This is a genomic window from Bacillus sp. CGMCC 1.60114, assembly GCF_042676365.1.
GTDB classification, from domain to species: Bacteria; Bacillota; Bacilli; order Bacillales; family Bacillaceae_G; genus Bacillus_A; species Bacillus_A rhizoplanae_A.
This window is the reverse complement of sequence record NZ_JBHTHG010000084.1, coordinates 223,673-246,073: the sequence shown is the minus strand read 5'-3', so window position 1 is coordinate 246,073 and position 22,401 is coordinate 223,673. Positions and strand designations below refer to the sequence as shown.

The following is a 22,401-nucleotide window of genomic DNA, read 5'->3' as shown; positions in this document are numbered from 1 at the left end:
ATGACGGTGGAGGAAAACATATGAAAAAGAAAATTGCGCAGTATGAAGTTGGTGAGCAAGTCGATTTATTTTTAATGATCAAGTCGGCAACAAAAGGAATCGCAAGTAACGGAAAACCATTTTTAACAGTCATTTTGCAAGATCAAAGCGGTGACATTGAAGCAAAGCTGTGGGATGTATCACCTGAAGTAGAACAGCAATATGTAGCGGAAGCAATCGTAAAAGTAGCCGGAGATATTCAAAATTATAAAGGCCGTATTCAACTTCGCGTAAAACAAATTCGATTGGCAAATTCAAATGAAGTAACGGATATCTCGGACTTTGTGGAAAAGGCGCCACTCAAAAAAGAAGATATGGTTGAGAAAATTACACAGTACATATTTGAAATGCGTAACTCCAATATTCAGCGCATTACGAGACATTTGCTGAATAAGTATCAAAGTCAATTTTTAGATTACCCAGCCGCAACAAAAAATCATCATGAGTTTGTATCTGGGCTTGCGTATCACGTTGTATCCATGCTTGATTTAGCAAAAGCAATTGCGACGCTATATCCGTCTCTTGATAAAGACTTATTATATGCGGGCGTTATTTTACATGACCTTGGTAAAGTCATTGAATTATCAGGTCCGATTTCAACAACGTATACGTTAGAAGGAAACTTGCTTGGTCACATTTCAATTATGGTAAATGAGATTGGCAAAGCAGCAGACGAACTGCAAATTGAAGCAGAAGAAATATTGATTCTTCAGCACATCGTCTTATCGCATCACGGTAAAGCGGAGTGGGGCAGTCCGAAACCGCCGCTTGTAAAAGAAGCAGAAATTCTTCATTACATTGATAACTTAGATGCGAAGATGAACATGATGGACCGTGCGTTAGGCCGTACAAAACCAGGTGAATATACAGAGCGTGTCTTTGCGCTTGATAATCGTTCGTTTTATAAACCAACGTTTCATAATTAAGAGAGATAGAAAAAGAGCCGAACTTTTCTTAGACATAGAAAGTTCGGCTTTTAATTGTTAGAAACCGCATTTTTACATTTTAAGATTTCCGATAGCCTAAAAAACATAGAAGATTAAATAATAGTAATCCTCCCGCGATGTACCACGAATATCGGAAAGCTTGAATAAGTTTGTATGGTTCTATGTGACCTTGTGAACGAAATGAAAAATCCTCCTGCAGTGGGACCTAAAATTGGTCCTAAGCCTATCATTACTCCTAAGGTACCTAATGCATGACTACGATTCTCGGGGCTGACAAAAGTTGTAATGAGAGCTGCAGATGTAGCTTGTAAAGCAGCGGCACCAATTCCCTGGATGGCGCGAAATACAAGCAATTGCCACATTTCTTGAGATAAACCACATAATATAGAACTAATAAGGAATATGAAAAGCCCCGACAAATATATTCGGATTCGGCCTACGCAATCACTAGTTTTTCCAAATAAAAGGATAGTAGCACTAAGTGCCATCACATATATGGTTACACTCCATGCTGTTATAGCTACTGTTGAATGAAATTCCTTTTCTAAAAATGGTAAAGCAACATTGATAATGCCAGTATCTAAAGTTGATAAAAACATCCCAATACCAGCCGTCAAAATCACCATTTTTTCACTAAAAAGAGAAAGGGCACGATTTACAACAATATTTGTGTTAGTCATTAAGTTACCACAACCTTTTTACTTCATCTAAGCTTGATGGCAATGGGGAGTTCCTCACAAAATCTTTATTTAAGATTAATCCCATATAAGGGGTCTTTCCAACTCTACCATTCGTAAGTATTGTAAAAACTGACCCGTATGAACGGCATCATGATAGGCAATTCTTAAAAGCATGTCACCTAAATATCGTTGGTAGCCTACATCACTTCTATCAATAAGTCTTGAGTCTAGTTCCTCCGCTGATATGGATTCAACATATTCGATAAAATCGGAAAAATACGCTTGTGATAGCTCGATCTCTTTTTCAACAGAAGTGATTGGTTCTTCATCGTATGGGGTATGTATTTCTGTCTGTATCGATCCGTTGTTCCTTAAGAGCATATGATAATGGAAACTTGCACTCCACACATGACGAATCATCTCCCCAAAAGACATTGCTTCGTTGTCAGGTTTCCAAGAAAGTAAGCTATCAGGAAGAGACCTCCACAGTTTGATAGAGCGCCTTCTTGTTTCCTTTAAATTTAATATACAAAGCTCAATTGCATTCATGATAAACTCCTCCTTGCTTGTGGATGTAAGATAATTGTATCAAAGGAATAATTAGGGTATCATCGAAATATGAATGTATATCCAAATATCTCATATATAGCAAAACTAATTGCTGAACCTACAAGAGCAATAATTTTAGAGTGTTTAATGAATGGTCAGGCTTTACCAGCTAGTGAATTAGCATATATGGCAAAAGTGTCACATCCAACAATTAGTTCTCATCTTTCTAAATTGGTCGAGGGTAATCTCCTTACTGTTGAACAACATGGTAGACATCGGTACTATAGACTTGCTAATCAAGAGGTAGCAGAAGTTCTTGAAAAATTAGGTGCGATTGCACCAATTGCTCCAGTTCGCTCTTTGAGGCAGTCCAATCAACTAAAAAAAGTTCGCACTGCTCGAACATGTTATGACCATCTTGCAGGGGAGCTTGGTGTAAAGATAGCTGAGGGACTAATTGATAGACAACTTCTAAGTCTAGAAGATGGAGAATACGCTGTGACTGAGCAAGGGAAAAAATGGTTTTTAAAGTTTGGGATTCATATCGAAAAGGCTAATACAAAAAGGAGGATATTTGCAAAGCCTTGTCTTGATTGGAGTGAAAGACGTTACCATATTGCGGGTTGGTTAGGATCTGAAATAGCCAATCTTTTCTTTGAACAGGGATGGATTACAAAAGAAGAAAACAGTCGAGCAGTTCATCTTACAAACAACGGTAAAAAAGCCTTGCAAGATCAACTAGGTATTGATATAAAGAAAAACGAAAATAAATCTGTTTAATTCTATTAGTCCGTCAAGTGACGGGCTCTTTCATTGCAGGAGGAAATTTTAGCCTAATAAGGCTAGATATATTATTATTCCTTGGAGTATGTTTGCGCGTTTTGTTGACGGGACCCCATCACTGTCAAGCTAATAAAAAGAAATGCCCCCTAAAATGAAAAAACGCTATGCTTTCTGTAGAATCATAGGAAAGGATGGCTTTTTTTACGTTTGTTTCTGTGTCTGACGAATTACAACTATTCATGCGAGAAACTTGCAAGCCTTATTTGAAGCAAAATCAGTTAAGTATCAATAGGATAAACCCTATTGATACAAGGCTTTTTACCTTAACGTTGTAAATCTGCATAATCCTGACGATACCCCAAGAAGAAGTTTACGAGAAGCATTGCGATAGAGAAATAGACAAGCTAATAGTGGACATTGTTTTTGATACGGATCACATCGAAAGTACATGCGATATTGCTAGAAGATTGGCGAAGAAAACAGGGCGCATTTTTGATAGTGCTAGGGGTGCTGTACGTTCGTTTGTTAAGCGAAAGAGGGCGGTATAGTGTCGATACATAACGAAGTATTAGGAGGATTAGCGAAATGAAGAAAGGTAAGGACTACGTAACTATATTGCTAGTGGTGGCTTTTATAGCGCTAATAGTTTCGAATATTATTGGGAATTTGTTCATAAGAGCGGCTGCTGTAATATTCGGCATGGCTGTAGCGGCAGCACAAGTGACGGAGATATTTTTGAATTGGAAGAAGCGCAAGCGGGGCGAGCAGTAAGTAGAAAGGGTACATTGTCGAATTTTATTGTTTCGCGCGGAATTTTTGGTAAAAAAAGTAAAATAAATAAAACCATTGATATATAAGGATTTTGAGAAAAAAGATACATAGTTAATAGGCATATTTGCCTATTATTTTTTTTGTTTCCAGTATGATACGCTTGAATTGTTAAATCACGCGATGTAATGAGAGGAAGGAGAGTGTGGCTATTTGGTAGACCTTGCGAAAGATGTTTTAGGAATGACAGAACAACTAGTAACGATTGTAATCGGAGTTATGACGGTTATTGCTTTGAAGAAAAATAGACATTAAAACTAAAACCTAGCTCGTTGAATGCGAATATAATATAGATTTACTTACTGGGGTACTGACGGCAAAACGCGGATTTTATACGCATAAGGATATGCAGGGTTTCATGCAGGCTACGAAAACGGTTTAAACTGCCAAATGCTGTTGTGCTAGGGCTGTATGAAGTCCTGCATACCACGGAGGGAACGGAAGGCTGATAAACTCTTGGTATGAATGGATTTCTGGGATTTGATTACTGCTGATAATGTTACGTTATGTTAACCCTACATGTATAAGATATACATTTTAATTTCCTCTAAGAGAATATGATAAAATGGAACAAAAAGGAAAGCGGGAGATTGTATTATGAAACAAAAAACAAGCTGTACTAATTGTGGTTCAACTAATCTTAAAGAAGGAAAAGTTGGTTATGCAGCTCATGCTTATGTTTGTGAAGATCTGCCTTCTACTATTTTTAAAGGCGGATCTCGTTCTAAATTATTAACTACTTTTTGTTTAGACTGTGGGGTAGTTCAATTTTTTAAAGTTGAAAATCCAAAAGCATTTAAAAAGTAATGTTAATGAATTGACTTTTGATAATGTTACGTTATGTTAACCAAACATGTATGGGATATTCATGTTTTATTCTTTTTTATTATTGTTCTGATACCTAATGCAACACATATAATCCCTATTATTTTCATTAGAATATTGCCTATATCTCCAAGACTATTAATTGTTAAACCAATTAACAAACTTCCCAATAGAATAAGAAATATACCAAATACCATTTTCAATAAGATTAACACCTAACTTCTTTATAAATTTTTTTAAAGTTTTACCCTTTCTTTTAACAATTGGATAAATTTACATTTTATCCTTTTCTTTTTATGTAGAGTACTCAAGATCAAGAAGTATTCGTTATAACTTCCGCTTTCGAAGATTATATAAACACGAAGTCTTTTCTTACCTAAAGTAAGTGGAATGAGGTTACATGATTTTAAATTAAAAAATAAGGAGTGAATAATATGAGTAAAACCACTTCACATGTTCTTCCTTTTATTTTTCCTTTGTTAGCTATTTTGGATGGATATAGGAAAATACACCCCATATATTGGGATTGCACTATTATTTTTAGGCATAGCATATAGTTTATACAATATACAGACACAAAAAAAAGCAGTAGTTGCATCAATAATAAACATATGTTTTATTTTAATAATTATATTAGCAGGCGTTATATTATTCTTCTTAATGATTAAATCGGGTGTTTAGGGCATTACCTCCAACATTTTAACGAAAAAATAGGTTAATCCAATTTTTAAATAGATAAAGTTTAAAGAGATTTTTTATAGAGTCCTAGATACATTGATTTCCGCTAACGAAAGTTATGTGAACACGAAAGTCCCCCAGTTAAACGATCTGGAGGACTTTTAATAGTCTTCTAAATACATTGAATCCCGATAATGATACGTTATGTTAACCGAACATGTATAGGGTATACAGGGAAAATCTGTATCTAACCTACAACTTCATTGGTATAATATGTATACATAAGATTATGAAATGGAGATGGAAAAGATGGAAAAGATGGTAAAGATACATCCTTTTACTATTGGTACTCTGTTTATCAGTATGTTGGCAATGGTGCTATATGCAATCCAGAACTTCTCACAGGGCAACATGGGGACGAGTACTACGTTTATCGGACTGAGTATCATGTTCTTGACCATGGGGACTCATAGCATTATACGAAATTGTAGATTAGCAAAACAATAAAATACAATACCATCTCCAAAATGAGGAGGGGTTTGCAATAAGAGTGGATATTAGAGGTGAGATGATGGAATTTTTTGATTGGCAAATAGACATGGTTGAGAGTTTAAAGCCATACATAGACAAAGAAAATAAGAGGTTGGCTGTTTTAACAAAGCAAGATGATGACATTCACATTGTTTTAGAGTTTGATGAGAACAATCACTTGATAATACACCCAAGATGGAATATAAACATTACTATTTTAGGTGACAAGCACTTGAAACTTAATACAAATTCTGATGACTAACGGACCCAACGATTTAACTTCCGAGAACGAGAATTATGTAAATGAGCTGTCCATATGGACGGCTTATTGTACTTTTTGCTTAGCCTGGCTTTTTTTCAAAAATGTGGTGCTACCCTATAGAGGTCTTATATTTTTAAAGGATCTCTTTCTTGTTTTTATTTAGGTTATAATCAGATGTTCACAATACAATAATTAATTCAAAATAATCAGAAAATTCTTTACTTTTAAAATACTTTCTGTTAAGATTATAAATGGGTTGGATGGCACGAGTGGCTATCAGGGTATTTGGCGTAGGTGGGGCCAATACTATGGGCAGAATAGAAAAAATATTATTTTTACTATTATGAGATTCTACATATATTATAAAAAAGGAACTGATTCATTATTTTATGAGTTGGTTCCTTTTTTATTTTATTACTGTTAAGTGAGGAAATGGTAGTTTGTAAAATAAATGTCGAAATTATAAAAATTATTTGATTTTTTGTTGATTTATGTTATTTTTAATGTTAAACTCATAACAACAAAGAGAGAGTGAACAAAAATAGTTGCTTAATTTTCAGAATTTTTAGTTTTATTAGCTGGTTTACTCCATGTGATTTATATGGTTGTGTATTGCTTTTTCACTCTTTCTTTGTTCTACCCTATAAAAGAAAACAACCTGTTTTTATCCAATTTGTTTTCTTTTATAAAAACTTAATTTGTTATTTTTATAACAGTTTGGATTACTATTTTAAAAGTTATTATGGTTTACAGGAGGTGGGCAGTAGCTAATAGATTGGCCATTTAATGAGGAGTTTGCATTACAATGGAGTGGATCCAGAAAGAGGTGAAAACTAAGAAATTTGGATGTTAGTTTTTAAATTTTGAAAAAGGAAGAATAAAAATATAGTGGACATACAATTACAATAAGGGAATGCAGTATAGATCAGTATACAAGCATTCCCTTTTTATGTGTATGCTATTTTTTGTTTTAGTTGGGGTCTCGCCACATCGCTATCAAGTTAAGAAACACATTCTTCCCAAAAACGATAAAAATGAACTTCGGTGCTATAAAAAACACAAAATTTCTATTTAGAGGGTACTTTAAAGTCTTAGCTTGATAGGCATGTATGGTGACCCCATGTATGTGATTTAGCGAATAAATTAGAAATTGATTTAGAGGAAGTATTTCAGGAGAAGATGGAAATTAGCCGAGATAGAGTGTGGTGAAGATACATATAATAGTTCTTATGTGAAAGTTAAAAACGCTCAGGGACTATGCTCAGAGCGTTTTAATTCGTTAGATAAAAAAAGGGGTTGTGAAATGCTAGTTGTTCAGATGGTGTTAAATATTATAAAATGAAAATGGTACCAAAAAAAATATATGGGTACCCAAGGTTTAGGGGGCGGATTATGAAACAAAGAATCTTAACAGAAACAATTCATCAAATTCAAACGAAGGGGTTTACATTTACAATTAGTGACTTAGCAAAACAATTAGCTGTGAGTAAGAGGACAATCTATGAGCACTTCTCTTCAAAGGATGAGATAGTAGATGAAGTTATTCGTAATGTAATAGAAAGTATTCAAGAAAAGGAAAAAAATATTGCTGAAGATGATACGTTACAAACAGTTGAAAAAATAAGACGCATCTTAATTTGTATTCCACAACAATTTAAATTCATGGATGCACGTTTATTAGTAGAATTAAAAAAATACCATTATAATCAATGGTTGAAATTAGATCAGTTTTTACGTGAAGGTTGGTCTACTGTAATCCGGTTAATAGAAGTGGGAATGAGAGAAGGGAGTATTAGACAAATTCAAGTTCCGTTTTTTATTGAAGTATATTTAGGCGCACTGAATCGCGTATATGATCCTATGTTTATTGAAAAGAGTGATTATACATTGGGGAGTATGCTCGAATCTATTATGGACATGTTGCTGTATGGAATTTCTAATTCAAAATAGAAGGTGGGAGAATAATGCAGTGGATTTATTTATGCTTAGCAATTTTATTTGAAGTAGCGGGTACAACTGCGATGAAACTATCTGATGGATTAACGAAACTTGTACCAAGTATTCTTATTTTTGTATTTTATATAGTAAGTTTTTCATTTCTGTCATTTGCATTAAAGGGGATGGAGATGTCCGTTGCATATGCGGTTTGGTCAGGTATGGGAATTGTTACGATTACAATAATTGGTTTCTTTTATTTTGGAGAAAGTATCAATGTAATTAAGATACTAGCGATTCTTTTTATTTTAATTGGAGTCGTGATCTTAAATTTTAATAGTGCGGTACATGAAGAGAAAAACAAAGAAATGGTGGAGGAACGTGTACATTGAACCTTTTAAAATATTTTTTCCTTATTACTGATATTGGGTTTATTATATATTGGTTCATAACAATTTTTCATATGATTCCACAAGAATATTTGTTTAAAGATTATCAAAATCCTATTTTAGTGGCATGGAACTGGTCTTTTCTACCTTTAGATTTGTTAATCTCGTTGACGGGATTTTTAAGTTTGTATTTGTATTCTAAACAAAAGCATATTTGGAGCCATTTTGCGTTCTTATCATTAATTTTAACTTTTTGTTCAGGATTACAAGCTCTAGCATTTTGGACAATCCGTTTAGATTTCGATATTTCTTGGTGGATTCCTAATTTATATTTATTAGTTTATCCATGCTTTTTTTTAAAAGGTATTTGGAGAGAGTGTGGATGGTATGAGACTAACATGAGATAATTGAGAAAAGAATTCAATAGGTATAATCGGAGCGGAGGAAGAAAGTGAACTTACAATAGAGGTCACGCCACATCGCCATCAAGTTAAGAAATACATTGTTCCTCAAAATGAAAAAACGAACCGAATTCCCATGGACAACTATGAAGAGATAAAATTTTTGTTTTGGGGATACTTCAAAATCTTAACTTGATGGGCATGGGGTAGCACCGCAGGCCAAAATTATCGTTTCTCATATGGAATCACTTAACCATTGCCTATTAACAAGAAAGGAATTGAATCACTTTATTGATGAGAAAGGATTATCTAACACTATTTTAGTGCCATCTGATGGGGAATCCTATTCGTTTTAAAGTGGTGCAGTTAACCTATACCAGAATATGAAAAGCCTGATTTCTTAGTATGATGAGAAATTGGGCTTTCGTTACTTCACAATCCTTGGTCTTTAGAAAAAAGAAAAAATCACACCTGAAGTGAAACTGATATAACCTTAGTTTGATGAGCATGTATTGTGACCCCAAATAGTTATTAGACCCATGGCACTATAGTTTACAGAAAATTAATATTATTGAAATCTCTGCTTAACGATGCGGACCTATTATTAATATGGTTAAAAATATTTTAGTGGAGCTGAGAGTAATGAAGAAGAAAACAGTAGCAGGTCTTGTTGCAGGAAGCGTTGTGGCGTTGAGTTCCATTTTTGCAGGATCTACATATTCACTCGCATTTGCTGATCAAAAAAAGAACAACGATACTATGGTTTCGAAAGAAAAGAAATCTGTCGAAACAACAACACCAATTAAACATGTAGTAGTTATTTTTAGTGAGAATGTTTCCTTTGATCATTATTTTGGCACCTATCCAAACGCGAAAAACCCAGCGGGGGAACCAAAGTTCCAAGCAAAGGCTAATACACCTTCCGTCAACGGATTGACGAATGAACTCTTAAATCATAACCCTAACCAGTTTAATCCGAAACGTCTCGATCGTTCTCAAGCAATGACGGATGATATGGACCATGAATACACGGATGAACAAAAGGCGTTTAATGGCGGGAAAATGGATAAGTTCGTAAAGTATACTTCTGGTGGATCAGATAAGTCTTTAGTTATGGATTATTATGATGGAAATACGGTAACTGGGTTATGGAACTACGCCCAAAATTTTGCTATGAGTGATAACTCATTTGGTACAACCTTCGGCCCATCAACTCCAGGTGCACTCAACCTAATTTCTGGACAGACTCATGGAGCAGCAGGATACGAAAACGGTCAAAAATTAGGAGATATTGAGGATAACGTGGTCAATGGAACTATCATAGGTGATCCGGATCCTTACTTTGATAAAGCTTCAAATCCGAAACGGGCTCAAGCTGAACTAAATGGAAAAAATATTGGGGATTTATTAAATAAAAAAGAATTAACTTGGGGTTGGTTCCAAGGAGGATTTCGTGATACAACTGCGCAACATAAGAATATCGCAGGTAAATCAGTAACAGACTATAATCCGCATCACGAACCATTCCAATATTATAAATCTACTTCAAACCCAGATCATTTGCCGCCTTCTTCAGTCGCTATGATTGGCCGCACTGATCAGGCGAACCATCAATATGATTTGGATGATTTTTGGAAAGCGGCGAACACTGGAAATCTACCAGCAGTAAGCTATCTGAAAGCAGCAAACTATCAAGATGGACATGCTGGCTATTCTGATCCGTTAGATGAACAACATTTCATAGTGGATACGATCAATCGTATTCAAAGTTTACCAGAATGGAAGGATACAGCGGTTATTATTGCTTATGATGATTCGGACGGTTGGTATGATCATGTGATGCCTCAAATCGTAAATGGATCAAATGATGCTAAAACAGATGCCTTATATGGACCTGGTGACGCTGGGAAACCGAGACTTGGCGAGTATCTAAATCGGGCAGGGTATGGTCCGAGATTACCACTTTTAGTTATTTCTCCTTACGCGAAGAAGAATTTCGTAGACCATACATTGACGGATCAAACCTCTATCTTACGTTTTATTGAGGACAACTGGAACTTAGGAAGAATTGGTGATCACTCTTTTGATGCTGTAGCAGGTACTTTAAACAATATGTTTGATTTTAAACATAAGCCTAACAAGGAGAAGCTATTCTTAGATCCGATCACGGGTGAACGAATAAATCATTATCAATTTGATAAACAACACGATGATAAACAAAGTTGACTTCTTCATAAAAATAGACTGCGAATTGATAAATGATTCATATTTGAAGATTAGGTGAAAGAAAAAAGACAGTTAAGACTGTCTTTTTTCTTTTTATTATTCGAATATGAAATCCGTTTTTAATTTTCTATATATTATAAAAATATTGAAAATTACACCAATCGATAATAATATAGGAATATCGACAAAAAGAGTCGACAACTTATACACAATAGGATAGGGGAGGAATTGCGTTGAAAAAGAACAGAAAATTAAAAGCTTTTTCAGTGTTAGCAACAGGGGCTATGCTAAGTTCTATGTTTGCTTTCGGTGGTCATGCAGCTTATGCTGAATCATCATCAGAGCCATCTAGTTTCATAGATGAGCATTTAATACCGGAGGAACGTTTGGCGAATGCGTTAAAAGAACGCGGGATTATTGATCCTTCTGCATCAGAAGCAGAAACGTCAAAGGCTTTAGAAAAATATGTAGAGAAAAAGAGAGGCGAAAATCCTGGAAAGGAAACAACGCCAGAAGACAGCCTTACTCAGGAAGCTACTGATTTTATGAAAAAAGTAAAAGATGCGAAAATGGAAGAGAAAGAGAACCAGCATCAGACAAAGAATGGTCCATTAGCTGGGCAAGTACCTGGATTAAATGGAAAGATACATGGAAATGGTAAAGTGCCGACGGCTTCAGCGCAGCAAGCGCAATATAACGGGTCTGTTCGTAAAGATAAAGTTCTTGTGTTACTTGTAGAGTTTAGCGATTTTAAACATAACAATATTGATCAAGAATCAGGATATATGTATGCGAATGATTTTAATCGTGAGCATTATCAAAATATGCTGTTTGGGGATGAGCAGTTTACGCTATTCAATGGTTCGAAAATTAAAACATTCAAGCAGTACTATGAAGAGCAATCAGGTGGCAGCTATACAGTTGATGGTACTGTAACAGAATGGTTGACTGTTCCAGGAAAAGCTGCAGATTACGGCGCTGATGCAGGAACTGGTCATGATAATAAAGGACCTTTAGGGCCACGTGATTTAGTAAAAGATGCGTTAAAAGCAGCGGTAGCAAAAGGAATTAATTTAGCTGATTTTGATCAATACGATCAATATGATTACAACGGTAACGGTAATAAAAATGAACCAGATGGAATTATTGATCATTTAATGGTTGTTCACGCTGGAGTTGGACAAGAAGCTGGTGGCGGAAAACTGAAAGATAATGCAATTTGGTCTCATCGCTCAAAACTTGGATCAAAACCTTATGCAATTGATGGAACGACAGCATCTGTTCCAAACTGGGGCGGAAAGATGGCTGCATATGACTACACAATTGAGCCTGAAGATGGTGCAGTTGGTGTATTTGCTCATGAATTTGGTCATGATTTAGGTTTACCAGATGAGTATGATACAAAGTATTCAGGACAAGGTGAGCCGATTGAAGCTTGGTCTATTATGAGCGGCGGCAGCTGGGCTGGAAGAATTGCAGGAACAGAGCCAACAAGTTTCTCTCCGCAAAACAAAGAGTTCTTCCAAAAAAATATGCAAGGGAACTGGGCGAATATTGTACAGGTAGACTACGATAAACTTGGCACAGGTATCGGATTTTCGACGTATTTAGATCAAAGTGTTACAAAATCAAAACGTCCAGGAATTATTCGTGTAAATTTACCAGATAAAAAGTTGAAAAATATTGAACCTGGTTTTGGAAAGAAATTTTATTATAGTACAAAAGGAAATGATATACATACAACATTAGAGACGCCATTATTCGATTTAACAAATGTAACGAATGCAAAATTTGATTACAAAGCATTCTACGAACTAGAAGCAAAATATGATTTCCTTGACGTATACGCTATTACGGAAGATGGAACGAAAACAAAGATTGATAGAATGGGCGACAAAGACATAAAGAATGGCATGGACACAACGAATGATAAGTGGATTGACAAGTCTTATGATTTAAGTCAATTCAAAGGGAAAAAAGTAAAACTACAATTTGAATATTTAACGGATGTTGCTGTAGCTTACAGAGGCTTTGCGCTTGATAATGCTACTTTAACGGTAGACAATAAAGTTGTTTTCTCTGATGATGCAGAAGGACAACCAAGCTTTACTTTAAAAGGATTTACTGTTTCTGATGGATTTGAGCAGAAGAAAAATAATTATTATTTAGAGTGGAGAAACTATGCGGGTTCTGACGAAGCACTGCAATATGGACGCGGTCCAGTTTACAATACAGGACTTGTTGTATGGTATGCAGATCAAAGCTTTACAGATAACTGGGTTGGCGTGCATCCAGGTGAAGGGTTCCTTGGAGTAGTAGATTCTCATCCGGAAGCGATTATTGGAACATTAAATGGCCAACCAACTGTGAAAAATAGTACTCGTTATCAAATTGCAGATGCTGCGTTCTCGCCTGATCAAACACCAGCATGGAAAGTAAATTCACCAACACGTGGAATCTTTGATTATAAAGGATTACCAGGTGTGTCTAAATTTGATGATTCTAAATCATATATGAACAGCGTAATTCCAGATGCAGGACGAAAACTTCCGAATCTTGGAATTAAAATTGAAGTAGTAGGTCAAGCTGATGATAAGTCAGCAGGAGCAGTTTGGGTTCATCGATAAGTTGAAACTCTCCTTAGAAAGTTATTAGTTTACTATAATTCATATGCAACATAGAAATAAGAGTAGTTATTTCAACTACTCTTATTTCTTTTGTTTTAGTACTTACAACTAGTTTTATCCCACCCTAATCCACTGGTGGAATGTATGATTCACATTATGTTACGAGCAATATATAAGACAATCTAAATCAAATAAAGTAGTCATAAAACCTTCCTTTCATTCATACAGTGAAACTAACAAAGCTTGTCTTATGAAAGGAAGGAATTTGAATGGAAACTTTACCATGGTGGATCTATCTTATTATTATCGGTATCGTTGTGAGCGGTTATATGGTCTTATATACGTCGAAAAAAGAGCAAGAAATTGATAATGAGTTTATTGAAAAAGAAGGCGAAATATATATGAGACGCTTAGCAGAAGAACGCGAGCGACGTCATCAGGATAAGGGTGAGGATTCTGTTTTGCTTTAATAGTTATGTGTTAGAGGATGAGTGACCGAATGAACGGTTGCCATCCTTTTTATATGCAATATATTGTTTTCATATGAAATGATTTGTACTTTTCTTCTTTTCGGGCCGCGTATTTCTAAAAAAGAGAAAAAGGTTCACCTAAAAGAGAAAACGTATTGCAGTAACTTTAGATGTATGGATTATCAAAACATAAATAGATTATTTGAATAATGGTATTTATAAGATTAAAATTGGGATTTAGAATAAAGTAATAACTGGAAATTTTCAAAGGGGGAAGTTTTATGAATAATGATAAAGCTTTAATTATTGTGGATGTACAAAAAGCGTTTGATGATAAAAAGTGGGGAGAACGAAATAATTTAAATGCAGAGAAAAACATCAATAAAATATTACAGTTGTGGAGAGAAAAAGGCTGGAAGGTAATATATATAAAGCACGAGTCTGATAATCCTAATTCGGTATTTTATCCGAAGAACGAAGGATTTGCTATAAAGGAAATAGTTAAACCGATGTATGGAGAAGTAATTATAACAAAGAAAGTAAATAGTAGTTTTATTGGTACCAATTTAGAAGAGTTTTTACATAGCAATAAAATAAAAACAGTTGTAATAACTGGTTTAACTACACCTCATTGTGTATCTACAACGACAAGAATGAGCGGAAATTTAGGTTTTCATACATATTTAATTTCGGATGCAACAGCGGCATTTGGTATGAAGGATCAAAATGATAAATATTATGATGCAGAAACTATACACAATGTATCCTTAACTACATTGCATGATGAATTTGCAACAATACTTACAACAGATGAGTTAATAAATAATTTTATCGGAGAGGTACATAATGTTTAGAAAAAGTGAATTAAAGTGCTCAGAATGTGGAAAGCAAATTACAAATGAGGAAGAACTGATTGCATTCGTTAAACTTCCCAAGGCTCATGTTATGCCATATGGAGCTTTTGACGTAGCACTTGCAAAATGTGCAACTGAACTTTATTGTAAGTCTTGTCATATGAAAAAATAATTTTCAAAATAACTATACCAATGAAAATTCTCTTAAGAATAATTGGAAAGAAAACGAAAGAGCAAGAGATTGATAATGAGTTTATTGAAAAAGAAGACGAAATATATATGAGACGTTTAACAGAAGAACGGGAACGACGTCATCAGGATAAGGATGAGGATTCTGTGTTGCTATAATAGTTGTATGTTAGAGGATGAGTAGTCGAATGGTTATCATCCTTTTTTGTTGTGATGCTTTGAAAGAAAGTTGAGCGGTTTATAAAAAAGTCATTACATTTGAGCTGTTTAAAACTTCTATTGAGTAACAATAAAGTTGTTTAATTTTAAAATCTAAAACAGGTATAACCCCGTTTTTATTTTAAGACGGGGTTAAAATAAAGTTGTTTAATTTTTGATGTGAAATACTTCACTGCACTTACAAATACAACAATAAAGTCGTTTAAATCTAATTGTTATTGTACAATCGCGCCCTTTAATTTAATAAGGATCTTACTGCTAATGCCAATTTTGCTGGATTTGGTACACTATAAGGTTTTGAACACACTTTGCATCTGATAGTAGCTATTCGGTCTTCCGAAATCATGAAGTAAGTAAGGTTGACCCAACATCATTTTTTATTGATGTTGGGTCAACCTCTTAGATATTTTTGTTTAAAAGGCTAAGCTTATCAGGATTCGCCACCATATAAATGGAATTGATTTTCCCTTCTTTAAACTCAAATGAAATTACGTAGGCTAGGTAACCGTTAATCATAACAACAACTCCTGGTCCACCGTTAACCTTTTTAAATTTGAACACTGCATCTTCTGGTAACATTTTAATTATATTCAAAAATAGGCGTGTAATTCGATCCGCAGTATAAATAGGTTTAAGTGCAGTTGTAACTTTCCCGCCACCATCTGCATAAAAGATTGCGTCTTTCTGCAGCATTTGAATCATTTCTGAAATTTCACCGTTTTGCAATGCCGCAGTGAACCTTTCTACATAGTTACTAAATTGCTGATAATCTTGTTGGTAAACATTCGGTTCATATACAAGGCCTTTCTTTGCTCTATGAAATATTTGCCGACAGTTTGTGCTGCTTTTATCCACCATAGAGGCAATCTCATCATAGTCGTATTGAAAGACTTCGCGTAAAAGAAACACCGCTCTTTCAACTTCAGATAACTGTTGCAACAACATTATATAGGCGGTGGATAAAGATTCCTTCATAAAATATGAATTAGCCGGATCATCAAGGTAATCTTCCACAATCGGTTCAGGAAGCCATGTGCCCACATAAGTTTCTCTCTTGTGGGCAGCAGACCTTAAGTGATCAATACAACAATTGGTCGTAATTTTACACAAATAGGCTTTTACGCTTGTAATGGACTTGGAATCTTTAAGTTTTGCAAAAGTAACGAATGATTCATGAACAATATCTTCTGCATCCATCACACTTCCTAGCATTCGGTATGCTAGAGAAAAAAGCAGTGGCTTGTAATCTTGATAAATTTGTTCTAATTCCATCTTCTTTTTCTCTTGATTCATACTAACACCCAATCTTTTTTCAATATGTGTAATGCTGCACGTTTCGCGCTTGCAACAGCTGCATCGACCAATAATTCCTCGTCTCCTGCCCAATCTCCTGCTATATAAAGGCCCTTTATTTCTGGAACTGCTGGACCTGGTTTTTCCGTTCTACCGGTATGAGGAAAATTATGCACAACGGTTATTTTAGGTAAATATTGCTGTTCGACCACTTCTTTTTGCCAGCCTGGATGAAGCAAATCCATTGTATGTTCTAATTGTTGTTTATCTGTTTGAGAATCTATCGAAATTCTATTCAAATCATGATATTTAACCAAGGAAACTACGGATGTTCCGTCATTACTTAGCTTCGCGGCCCTAGATTGATTTGTAAAGACGACTGGTTGGTCAAGCCCTAGCACAAATTGATGATTTATATTAGGCAACGTTTTTAATCCTAAATCGTAGCAGGATGCGGTTACAGGAATTGCTTCCTCTTTCCAACGATACAGGGAGGTTTTTTCAACATGGGGTACAAGACGACATGCTTCGTTAGGAGGTGTTGCAATAATCACACTTTCTACATCAAACGATTCTCCATTCGTACAACTCACGCACTCAACTTGGCCATTGTGGTCAATACTATTCACATTCATAGATCCAAGAAGTTTAACACCGAAACTAACAGCTTTAGACCTTAATTCGGTTACAATAGATTCCCAACCATGGTCGACATAGAGAACACCTTCTTTCATACCCCTCTGGATCTGTCTCAAAACTGGACGAGCTAGCTGTATACTTGGAGCATATGTTAGAGTGGTTAATCTACATAATGCATAAAAGAAGTGGCGTACCATTGGATCAATGATTTCTCTTTCTGCCCAAACTTGCACGCTTTCATTTGAAACCGAATTCACATCCATTTTACTGAGATGGAACATAAGCTTTGCAAGACGGACCTTCCCTAAACCATTAAGGAATTGCTTCGAAAATAAGGAACGTAAACCCATCGGTACTTGATAAACCTCATTTTTCCAAATAACATGTGCACCCGTAGACGGTTCATTTCCCTCGATTGTAATCCCGAGTTCATCAAATATCTTCATTGCTTCACCGCCTTTATAAAGGGCATGTGCACCTAGGTTCATGAGAACGCCATTTTTATTAATGGTCATCGACCGTCCTCCGTATCGGTCTGATTTCTCAAGCACCACTACCTTCTTACCTTCCTTTGCTAGAAAAAGAGCAGCTGTTAATCCAGCAAACCCACCACCAATAATGGCGACATCAAATTTATTCATTTAAATCCCTCCTATTCTTTTCATTAATCAAGACGGATAGAGGGGTTCAATTGTGACAAAAAAACTTAATTTATGAAAATCTTTTTTTAGCCGAATATACGAACCATTTTACCTGTGGGCTATATTCATTATTGGCCATATGGTGGCACAATTCGCAGATGCTACCTTTACTAAATAGTTATTTCACAATCTGGCCCTTTAACGGAATAACATGACTGGGGTTTTTAAAGATCTTTATTGCAGATAAAGATAAGGATTCTGTTTTGCTGCAATAATCGTATGTTAGAGGATGAGTAGCCGAATGGTTACCATCCTTTTTTTCGTTGTGGTGCTTTGAAAGAAAGTCGTTACATTTAAGCTATTTAAAATTTTGACAATGCTTTACATTTTTTTAATAGTCTCTTAAATGGAAATTCATATCTGGGTGTTATTTTAGAGGGGTAATTTTGTATGAAGGAAATGGGGCTGTATAAAAATAAAAATAGGAAAGGGAGAGTATTATGAAAAAATTTAAGTTACCTAAGTATTTTAACGTTTTAAGTGTTGCTGCATTAAGTGCTTGTCTAGCTTTATCACCTATTACTATTCATGCTGCTGAGCAACATGTATCACAGGAAAATGATAACCATTCTAGCGGGAAAAAGGATGGTGTAAACAAAGTAAACGAAAAACATTCCGTTAAGAGTTTAAGGTTTATTGGAGAGGAAAAAATCCCGCTCAATGAGAATTTTGAAGGAACTACTGTGGGCGGTCTTTCAGGACTTAGGTACGATTCTAAAAGTGACACATGGGTTATGATAAGCGATGACAGATCAAGTTATAATCCTGCGCGTTTTTATAATGCTAAGCTCAACTATAATCTCCACGATTTTCATTCTATTCAATTGACCGGAGTGAATTTTTTAAAGCAAGCTGACGGAAGTGTTTATCCCAATCAAACACAATACATTACTCAAGGTGGAGAAGTTCCAGATTTTGAATCCATAAACATTGATCCTCTAGATGGGAGCATTTGGTATACGAGTGAGGGCGATCGTTCTCTTGGCTTAAATCCGTTCGTGAAGCATGCCACTCGTGATGGACAATACTTATCTACATTGCCTCTGCCGGAAATATTTAAAGTATCACCAACACAAGAGATTGGATCACGTAATAACCTTAGTTTTGAAGGTTCTACGTTTGCACCTGATGGTAAGTCACTATGGGTTGCAATGGAAGGTCCATTATATCAGGACGGGCCTATACCTACTACAAACTCCGGGGCACTTTCACGGATCACTCAATACGATCGTAAAGGGAATGTACTAGGACAGTACGCATACCCTGTTGATCCAATTCCAGCAACGCCAGCACCTGGTAAATATGCAGATAATGGCGTGTCAGAGATTCTTGCGGTAAACAACCACGAGTTATTAACAGTTGAACGTTCTGGTGTACAAGCTGCAGATGGAAGCTTTAAAAACTATATTCGTATTTATGAAGTTGATCTTAACGGAGCGAGTGATATTCGTAATATAGATTCGTTACAAAAAAGCAAATTTAAGCCTGTGAAAAAGCGTCTAATTCTTGATTTGAACACATTAGGTTTATCTAAACTTGATAATATCGAAGGCATCTCTTGGGGCCCTAAACTTGCAAATGGGAACGACAGCCTTGTACTAGTTTCAGATAATAATTTCAACTCTAGCCAGGTAACACAATTCCTAGCATTTGAAGTATTGTCAAAAAAGGCACCCGTCAAAAACTGAAGATTTACATAAAAGGGTGTCAATTTTTTTCATCCCCCACCTCAATTTTTTCTGAATCTTGAGGTGGGGGTCTTACTGTTCCATTAAAAAAGTGTATTAGACTGAACTTTATTAATACCATCATCATCTTCTTCCTTTCTTCACCTTAACTCATAAAAGAAAGATTTAGATTCACCCTTATATGTCATGAATGGGTGGTGCTAAAATAAAGTATTAGACCAAATAGAGGATATGCGATTTTTATACGGAAAGCATTCTTAATAAAAAAGGTATGTATACATTTTTGTATAAAGCTCTCAAAAGAGAAAAAGGCTTAATCCTTGTAAAAAATGGGATTAGCCTCTTTGTTTACTACGTATAATGATATGTTATGTAAATCTCACATAAATATGATATACAACATTGTATTTTACAGACAGTTTAACTTATGTGAAACAGAATTAAATATAATTCTAATAAAGGAGGAAATTATGAGAAATTTTATTATATTTGGAGCAAGCAAAGGATTAGGAGATGCTTTTGTGAAAGGATTACCTGATAGAGGCGATAAGGTGTGGATCGTCTCTAGAAGTCGCCCAGAGAGTTTGAAAATTAATGATGGAATCCATAGAATTTGGATAGATGCTGACTTATCATTACCTACTTCATGCGATAAGATTGCTCGTTTTTTAAATGACGATATCATAGATGTATTAATATATAATGTCGGAATATGGGAGAAAAATGGATTTAGAGATGATTATAATTTTGAGAAAGATGATCCCCAGGAAATTGCAGAAATTATCAATGTTAATGTAATCTCCACAATTACTTGTATACAAAGGTTGTTGCCTAATCTAAAAAAATCAGAAAATGGGAAAGTTTTGCTGATAGGTTCAACAGCTGGTCTAGAAAATACTGATTTTACGCAAGTTTCATTTGTGGCTTCAAAATTTGGATTGCGCGGTATCGGCAATTCTTTACGGGAGCATCTAAAGAAGTGTGGTATAGGTGTAACATGTATCAATCCAGGTGAAATAGCTACACAAATTCCTTATGAAGACGGTATAGAAAAAGTTATATCGACTTATAATGGCACACAAATTCCACTCCAAGATATTGTTTTATTGGTTAGATGTGTAATTAATCTTTCTAAGGCTTCTTGTGTAAAAGAAATTAATATTCCAGCGATGTTTGAAACAAAAGTCTAATTAATCAGTTGAATTCCTTAAAGATCAGATACTTAACTACCGATAACAAGAATTATGTAAATGGAAAATCCCTTCAGATCTTCTGAAGGGATTTTAAAAATTTCACGCTGCACAGAAAACATCTTTTCAGTCCACAACTATTTTTTAATAATCTAATACTTTTTTCTATAGTCTAAACTATTTTTTAATGAGACAAGAGAAAAGTATCAACTGCTTTTATTGAACTAACCGGCAGATTAGTTCAATAACTTTACGCTGAAGCATACGACCGACAAATATGAAGAAATATACAAAAGCCTGGTGGAAGAAATAATTTTTCAGGAGTAAAAGGAGGAAAAACTATGTCCAATAACAAAAGACCAAGAAGAATAATTTTAGATTTAGCAGTTACTTTAGATGGATTTATTGAAGGGCAAAAAGGGGAAGTAGACTGGTGCATCATGGATTCTGATATGGAGTTCATTAATTTCTTAAATCAGATTGATACTATTTTATACGGAAAAAGAAGCTATGATTTATGGGGACAATATACTCCAGAAAATGAAGATTCTGATACCGAAAAAGAAATTTGGAGATTAGTTCATAGTAAAGAAAAATATGTGTTTTCCAGAACGCAAAAAAGGACTGATAATAAAGTAACATTAATAAATGATAATATTTTTGAAGAAGTAAATAAATTAAAGAATAAGCCTGGTAAAGACATCTGGCTTTATGGCGGAGCGAGCCTTATTACAACTTTTATTAATTTAGGGCTTGTTGATGAATTTAGATTATCTGTTCACCCTGTTATTTTAGGAGAAGGAAAACCCTTGTTTATTGACATAAAGCAGAGGTTGAATCTAAAACTGGTTAATACAAAAAGGTTTTCCTCTGGCGTTGTTCAACTATGCTATCATCTTAATGACAAATAATGATATGGAAAACCCAAGGATGTAGGAAAAACGTAATGTTAATTATGAGATTGCCATATTGCATGTATTAAAATTAAGCGAGTATAAGTTTATTTTCAGACAGGTTTAACTGCATTTTTTTATTTAACGATTTTATAAAGCTTTAAAAGTCTTATTGAACTAATGGGGCGTTAGTTCAATAAGGAAAAATGTTGTTGTGGTAAATGAGGTCATTTGTTGTACAAAAAAGGATAGATGTAAGCAGGTATTCCTCCTTGTGCATCTATCCTTTCTTTTTACACTATTAAATAACATTAAATCTAACTCTTTAATTTTAAAGATTTCTAATCATTTTCTTGATTTTTAATAAAACATTTTTTTCAAAACATACTTTTTCTTTTTGAATGTCCAGTTTGAAGGACTTTTACGAATGCTCTTATTACATATATCTTATGTATTTTGGGGCGTACTCTATCTATATGATAAATAATTTTAAAAAATAAGTCTACATTTTTCTTGATTTTCTTATTATATTTAGGCTACTGAGCTCAGTGAAATGTATGTAAGT

General features: G+C 34.8%; 21 protein-coding genes and 1 pseudogene. 18 read left to right on the top strand and 4 right to left on the bottom strand.

Features of this window, described 5'->3' with window-relative positions; translation table 11 throughout:
- The first annotated feature begins 20 nt into the window (after positions 1-20).
- Positions 21-965 carry a 3'-5' exoribonuclease YhaM gene (gene yhaM / locus ACFQZ1_RS13015; protein ID WP_377882601.1) on the top strand — a complete coding sequence of 315 codons (945 nt, stop codon included), beginning with the start codon at positions 21-23 and terminating at the stop codon, positions 963-965.
- Positions 966-1,078: 113 nt separating this feature from the next.
- On the opposite strand, the gene ACFQZ1_RS13010 is transcribed toward yhaM, so the two are convergent.
- Together ACFQZ1_RS13010 and ACFQZ1_RS13005 are read right to left on the bottom strand one after the other, a co-directional pair.
- Positions 1,079-1,666 (bottom strand): MFS transporter, encoded by a 588-nt coding sequence (locus tag ACFQZ1_RS13010; RefSeq protein ID WP_377882600.1) that lies wholly within the window; start codon positions 1,664-1,666, stop codon positions 1,079-1,081.
- Between the two features lie 75 nt (positions 1,667-1,741).
- A complete protein-coding gene (locus tag ACFQZ1_RS13005) occupies positions 1,742-2,215 on the bottom strand; it encodes a DinB family protein (protein WP_377882599.1) in 474 nt (157 codons plus the stop codon).
- A gap of 69 nt (positions 2,216-2,284) precedes the next feature.
- Between ACFQZ1_RS13005 and ACFQZ1_RS13000 the strand changes: the two genes are divergently transcribed.
- The 14 genes and pseudogenes from ACFQZ1_RS13000 (at position 2,285) to ACFQZ1_RS12935 (ending at position 15,372) form a co-directional block, all read left to right on the top strand.
- Positions 2,285-2,995: an ArsR/SmtB family transcription factor gene (locus ACFQZ1_RS13000; RefSeq protein WP_377882598.1), complete on the top strand. Its 711-nt coding sequence runs from the start codon at positions 2,285-2,287 to the stop codon at positions 2,993-2,995.
- A 588-nt stretch (positions 2,996-3,583) separates the two neighbouring features.
- Complete coding sequence (locus ACFQZ1_RS12995) at positions 3,584-3,769, top strand: hypothetical protein (RefSeq protein ID WP_377882597.1); 186 nt, start codon at positions 3,584-3,586, stop codon at positions 3,767-3,769.
- A 654-nt stretch (positions 3,770-4,423) separates the two neighbouring features.
- The gene (locus ACFQZ1_RS12990; protein WP_377882596.1) at positions 4,424-4,633 is read left to right on the top strand and encodes a hypothetical protein; all 210 of its coding nucleotides are present in this window, start codon (positions 4,424-4,426) and stop codon (positions 4,631-4,633) included.
- 1,246 nt (positions 4,634-5,879) lie between these two features.
- Positions 5,880-6,122, top strand: coding sequence for a hypothetical protein (locus ACFQZ1_RS12985; protein WP_377882595.1), 243 nt, complete (start codon positions 5,880-5,882; stop codon positions 6,120-6,122).
- A gap of 1,392 nt (positions 6,123-7,514) precedes the next feature.
- Positions 7,515-8,072: a TetR/AcrR family transcriptional regulator gene (locus ACFQZ1_RS12980; protein ID WP_377882594.1), complete on the top strand. Its 558-nt coding sequence runs from the start codon at positions 7,515-7,517 to the stop codon at positions 8,070-8,072.
- A 14-nt stretch (positions 8,073-8,086) separates the two neighbouring features.
- Positions 8,087-8,449 (top strand): DMT family transporter, encoded by a 363-nt coding sequence (locus tag ACFQZ1_RS12975; RefSeq protein WP_377882593.1) that lies wholly within the window; start codon positions 8,087-8,089, stop codon positions 8,447-8,449.
- Positions 8,446-8,853, top strand: a complete 408-nt coding sequence (locus ACFQZ1_RS12970) for a DUF5360 family protein (protein ID WP_377882592.1) — start codon at positions 8,446-8,448, stop codon at positions 8,851-8,853. Before ACFQZ1_RS12975 ends, ACFQZ1_RS12970 begins: the two co-directional genes overlap by 4 nt.
- A gap of 188 nt (positions 8,854-9,041) precedes the next feature.
- Positions 9,042-9,203 (top strand): annotated as a pseudogene (locus ACFQZ1_RS12965) (MBL fold metallo-hydrolase); the annotation flags it as partial.
- 286 nt (positions 9,204-9,489) lie between these two features.
- Positions 9,490-11,073, top strand: coding sequence for a phospholipase C (locus ACFQZ1_RS12960; protein WP_377882591.1), 1,584 nt, complete (start codon positions 9,490-9,492; stop codon positions 11,071-11,073).
- Between the two features lie 233 nt (positions 11,074-11,306).
- A complete protein-coding gene (locus ACFQZ1_RS12955) occupies positions 11,307-13,700 on the top strand; it encodes an immune inhibitor A domain-containing protein (RefSeq protein WP_377882590.1) in 2,394 nt (797 codons plus the stop codon).
- A gap of 269 nt (positions 13,701-13,969) precedes the next feature.
- Positions 13,970-14,170: a sporulation YhaL family protein gene (locus tag ACFQZ1_RS12950; protein WP_377882589.1), complete on the top strand. Its 201-nt coding sequence runs from the start codon at positions 13,970-13,972 to the stop codon at positions 14,168-14,170.
- A 281-nt stretch (positions 14,171-14,451) separates the two neighbouring features.
- Entirely contained in the window at positions 14,452-15,024 is a 573-nt protein-coding gene (locus ACFQZ1_RS12945; protein WP_377882587.1) for a cysteine hydrolase family protein, read from the top strand.
- On the top strand, positions 15,017-15,196 hold the full coding sequence (locus ACFQZ1_RS12940) for a hypothetical protein (protein ID WP_377882586.1): 180 nt from the start codon (positions 15,017-15,019) through the stop codon (positions 15,194-15,196). Before ACFQZ1_RS12945 ends, ACFQZ1_RS12940 begins: the two co-directional genes overlap by 8 nt.
- A 20-nt stretch (positions 15,197-15,216) precedes the next feature.
- Entirely contained in the window at positions 15,217-15,372 is a 156-nt protein-coding gene (locus tag ACFQZ1_RS12935) for a sporulation YhaL family protein (protein WP_377882585.1), read from the top strand.
- Positions 15,373-15,831: 459 nt separating this feature from the next.
- Here the strand turns inward: ACFQZ1_RS12935 and ACFQZ1_RS12930 are convergent, their stop codons facing one another.
- Complete coding sequence (locus ACFQZ1_RS12930; RefSeq protein WP_377882584.1) at positions 15,832-16,704, bottom strand: RNA polymerase sigma-70 factor; 873 nt, start codon at positions 16,702-16,704, stop codon at positions 15,832-15,834.
- Between the two features lie 17 nt (positions 16,705-16,721).
- Entirely contained in the window at positions 16,722-18,005 is a 1,284-nt protein-coding gene (locus ACFQZ1_RS12925; RefSeq protein WP_377882583.1) for a phytoene desaturase family protein, read from the bottom strand.
- 500 nt (positions 18,006-18,505) lie between these two features.
- On the opposite strand from ACFQZ1_RS12925, the gene ACFQZ1_RS12920 reads away from it, so the two are divergent.
- The 3 genes from ACFQZ1_RS12920 to ACFQZ1_RS12910 all read left to right on the top strand — a co-directional run bounded on the left by ACFQZ1_RS12920 (position 18,506) and on the right by ACFQZ1_RS12910 (position 21,854).
- Complete coding sequence (locus tag ACFQZ1_RS12920) at positions 18,506-19,753, top strand: esterase-like activity of phytase family protein (RefSeq protein WP_377882582.1); 1,248 nt, start codon at positions 18,506-18,508, stop codon at positions 19,751-19,753.
- Positions 19,754-20,223: 470 nt separating this feature from the next.
- Positions 20,224-20,943, top strand: a complete 720-nt coding sequence (locus ACFQZ1_RS12915) for an SDR family NAD(P)-dependent oxidoreductase (protein ID WP_377882581.1) — start codon at positions 20,224-20,226, stop codon at positions 20,941-20,943.
- A 341-nt stretch (positions 20,944-21,284) separates the two neighbouring features.
- Positions 21,285-21,854, top strand: coding sequence for a dihydrofolate reductase family protein (locus tag ACFQZ1_RS12910; RefSeq protein WP_377882580.1), 570 nt, complete (start codon positions 21,285-21,287; stop codon positions 21,852-21,854).
- The last annotated feature ends 547 nt before the right edge of the window (positions 21,855-22,401 follow it).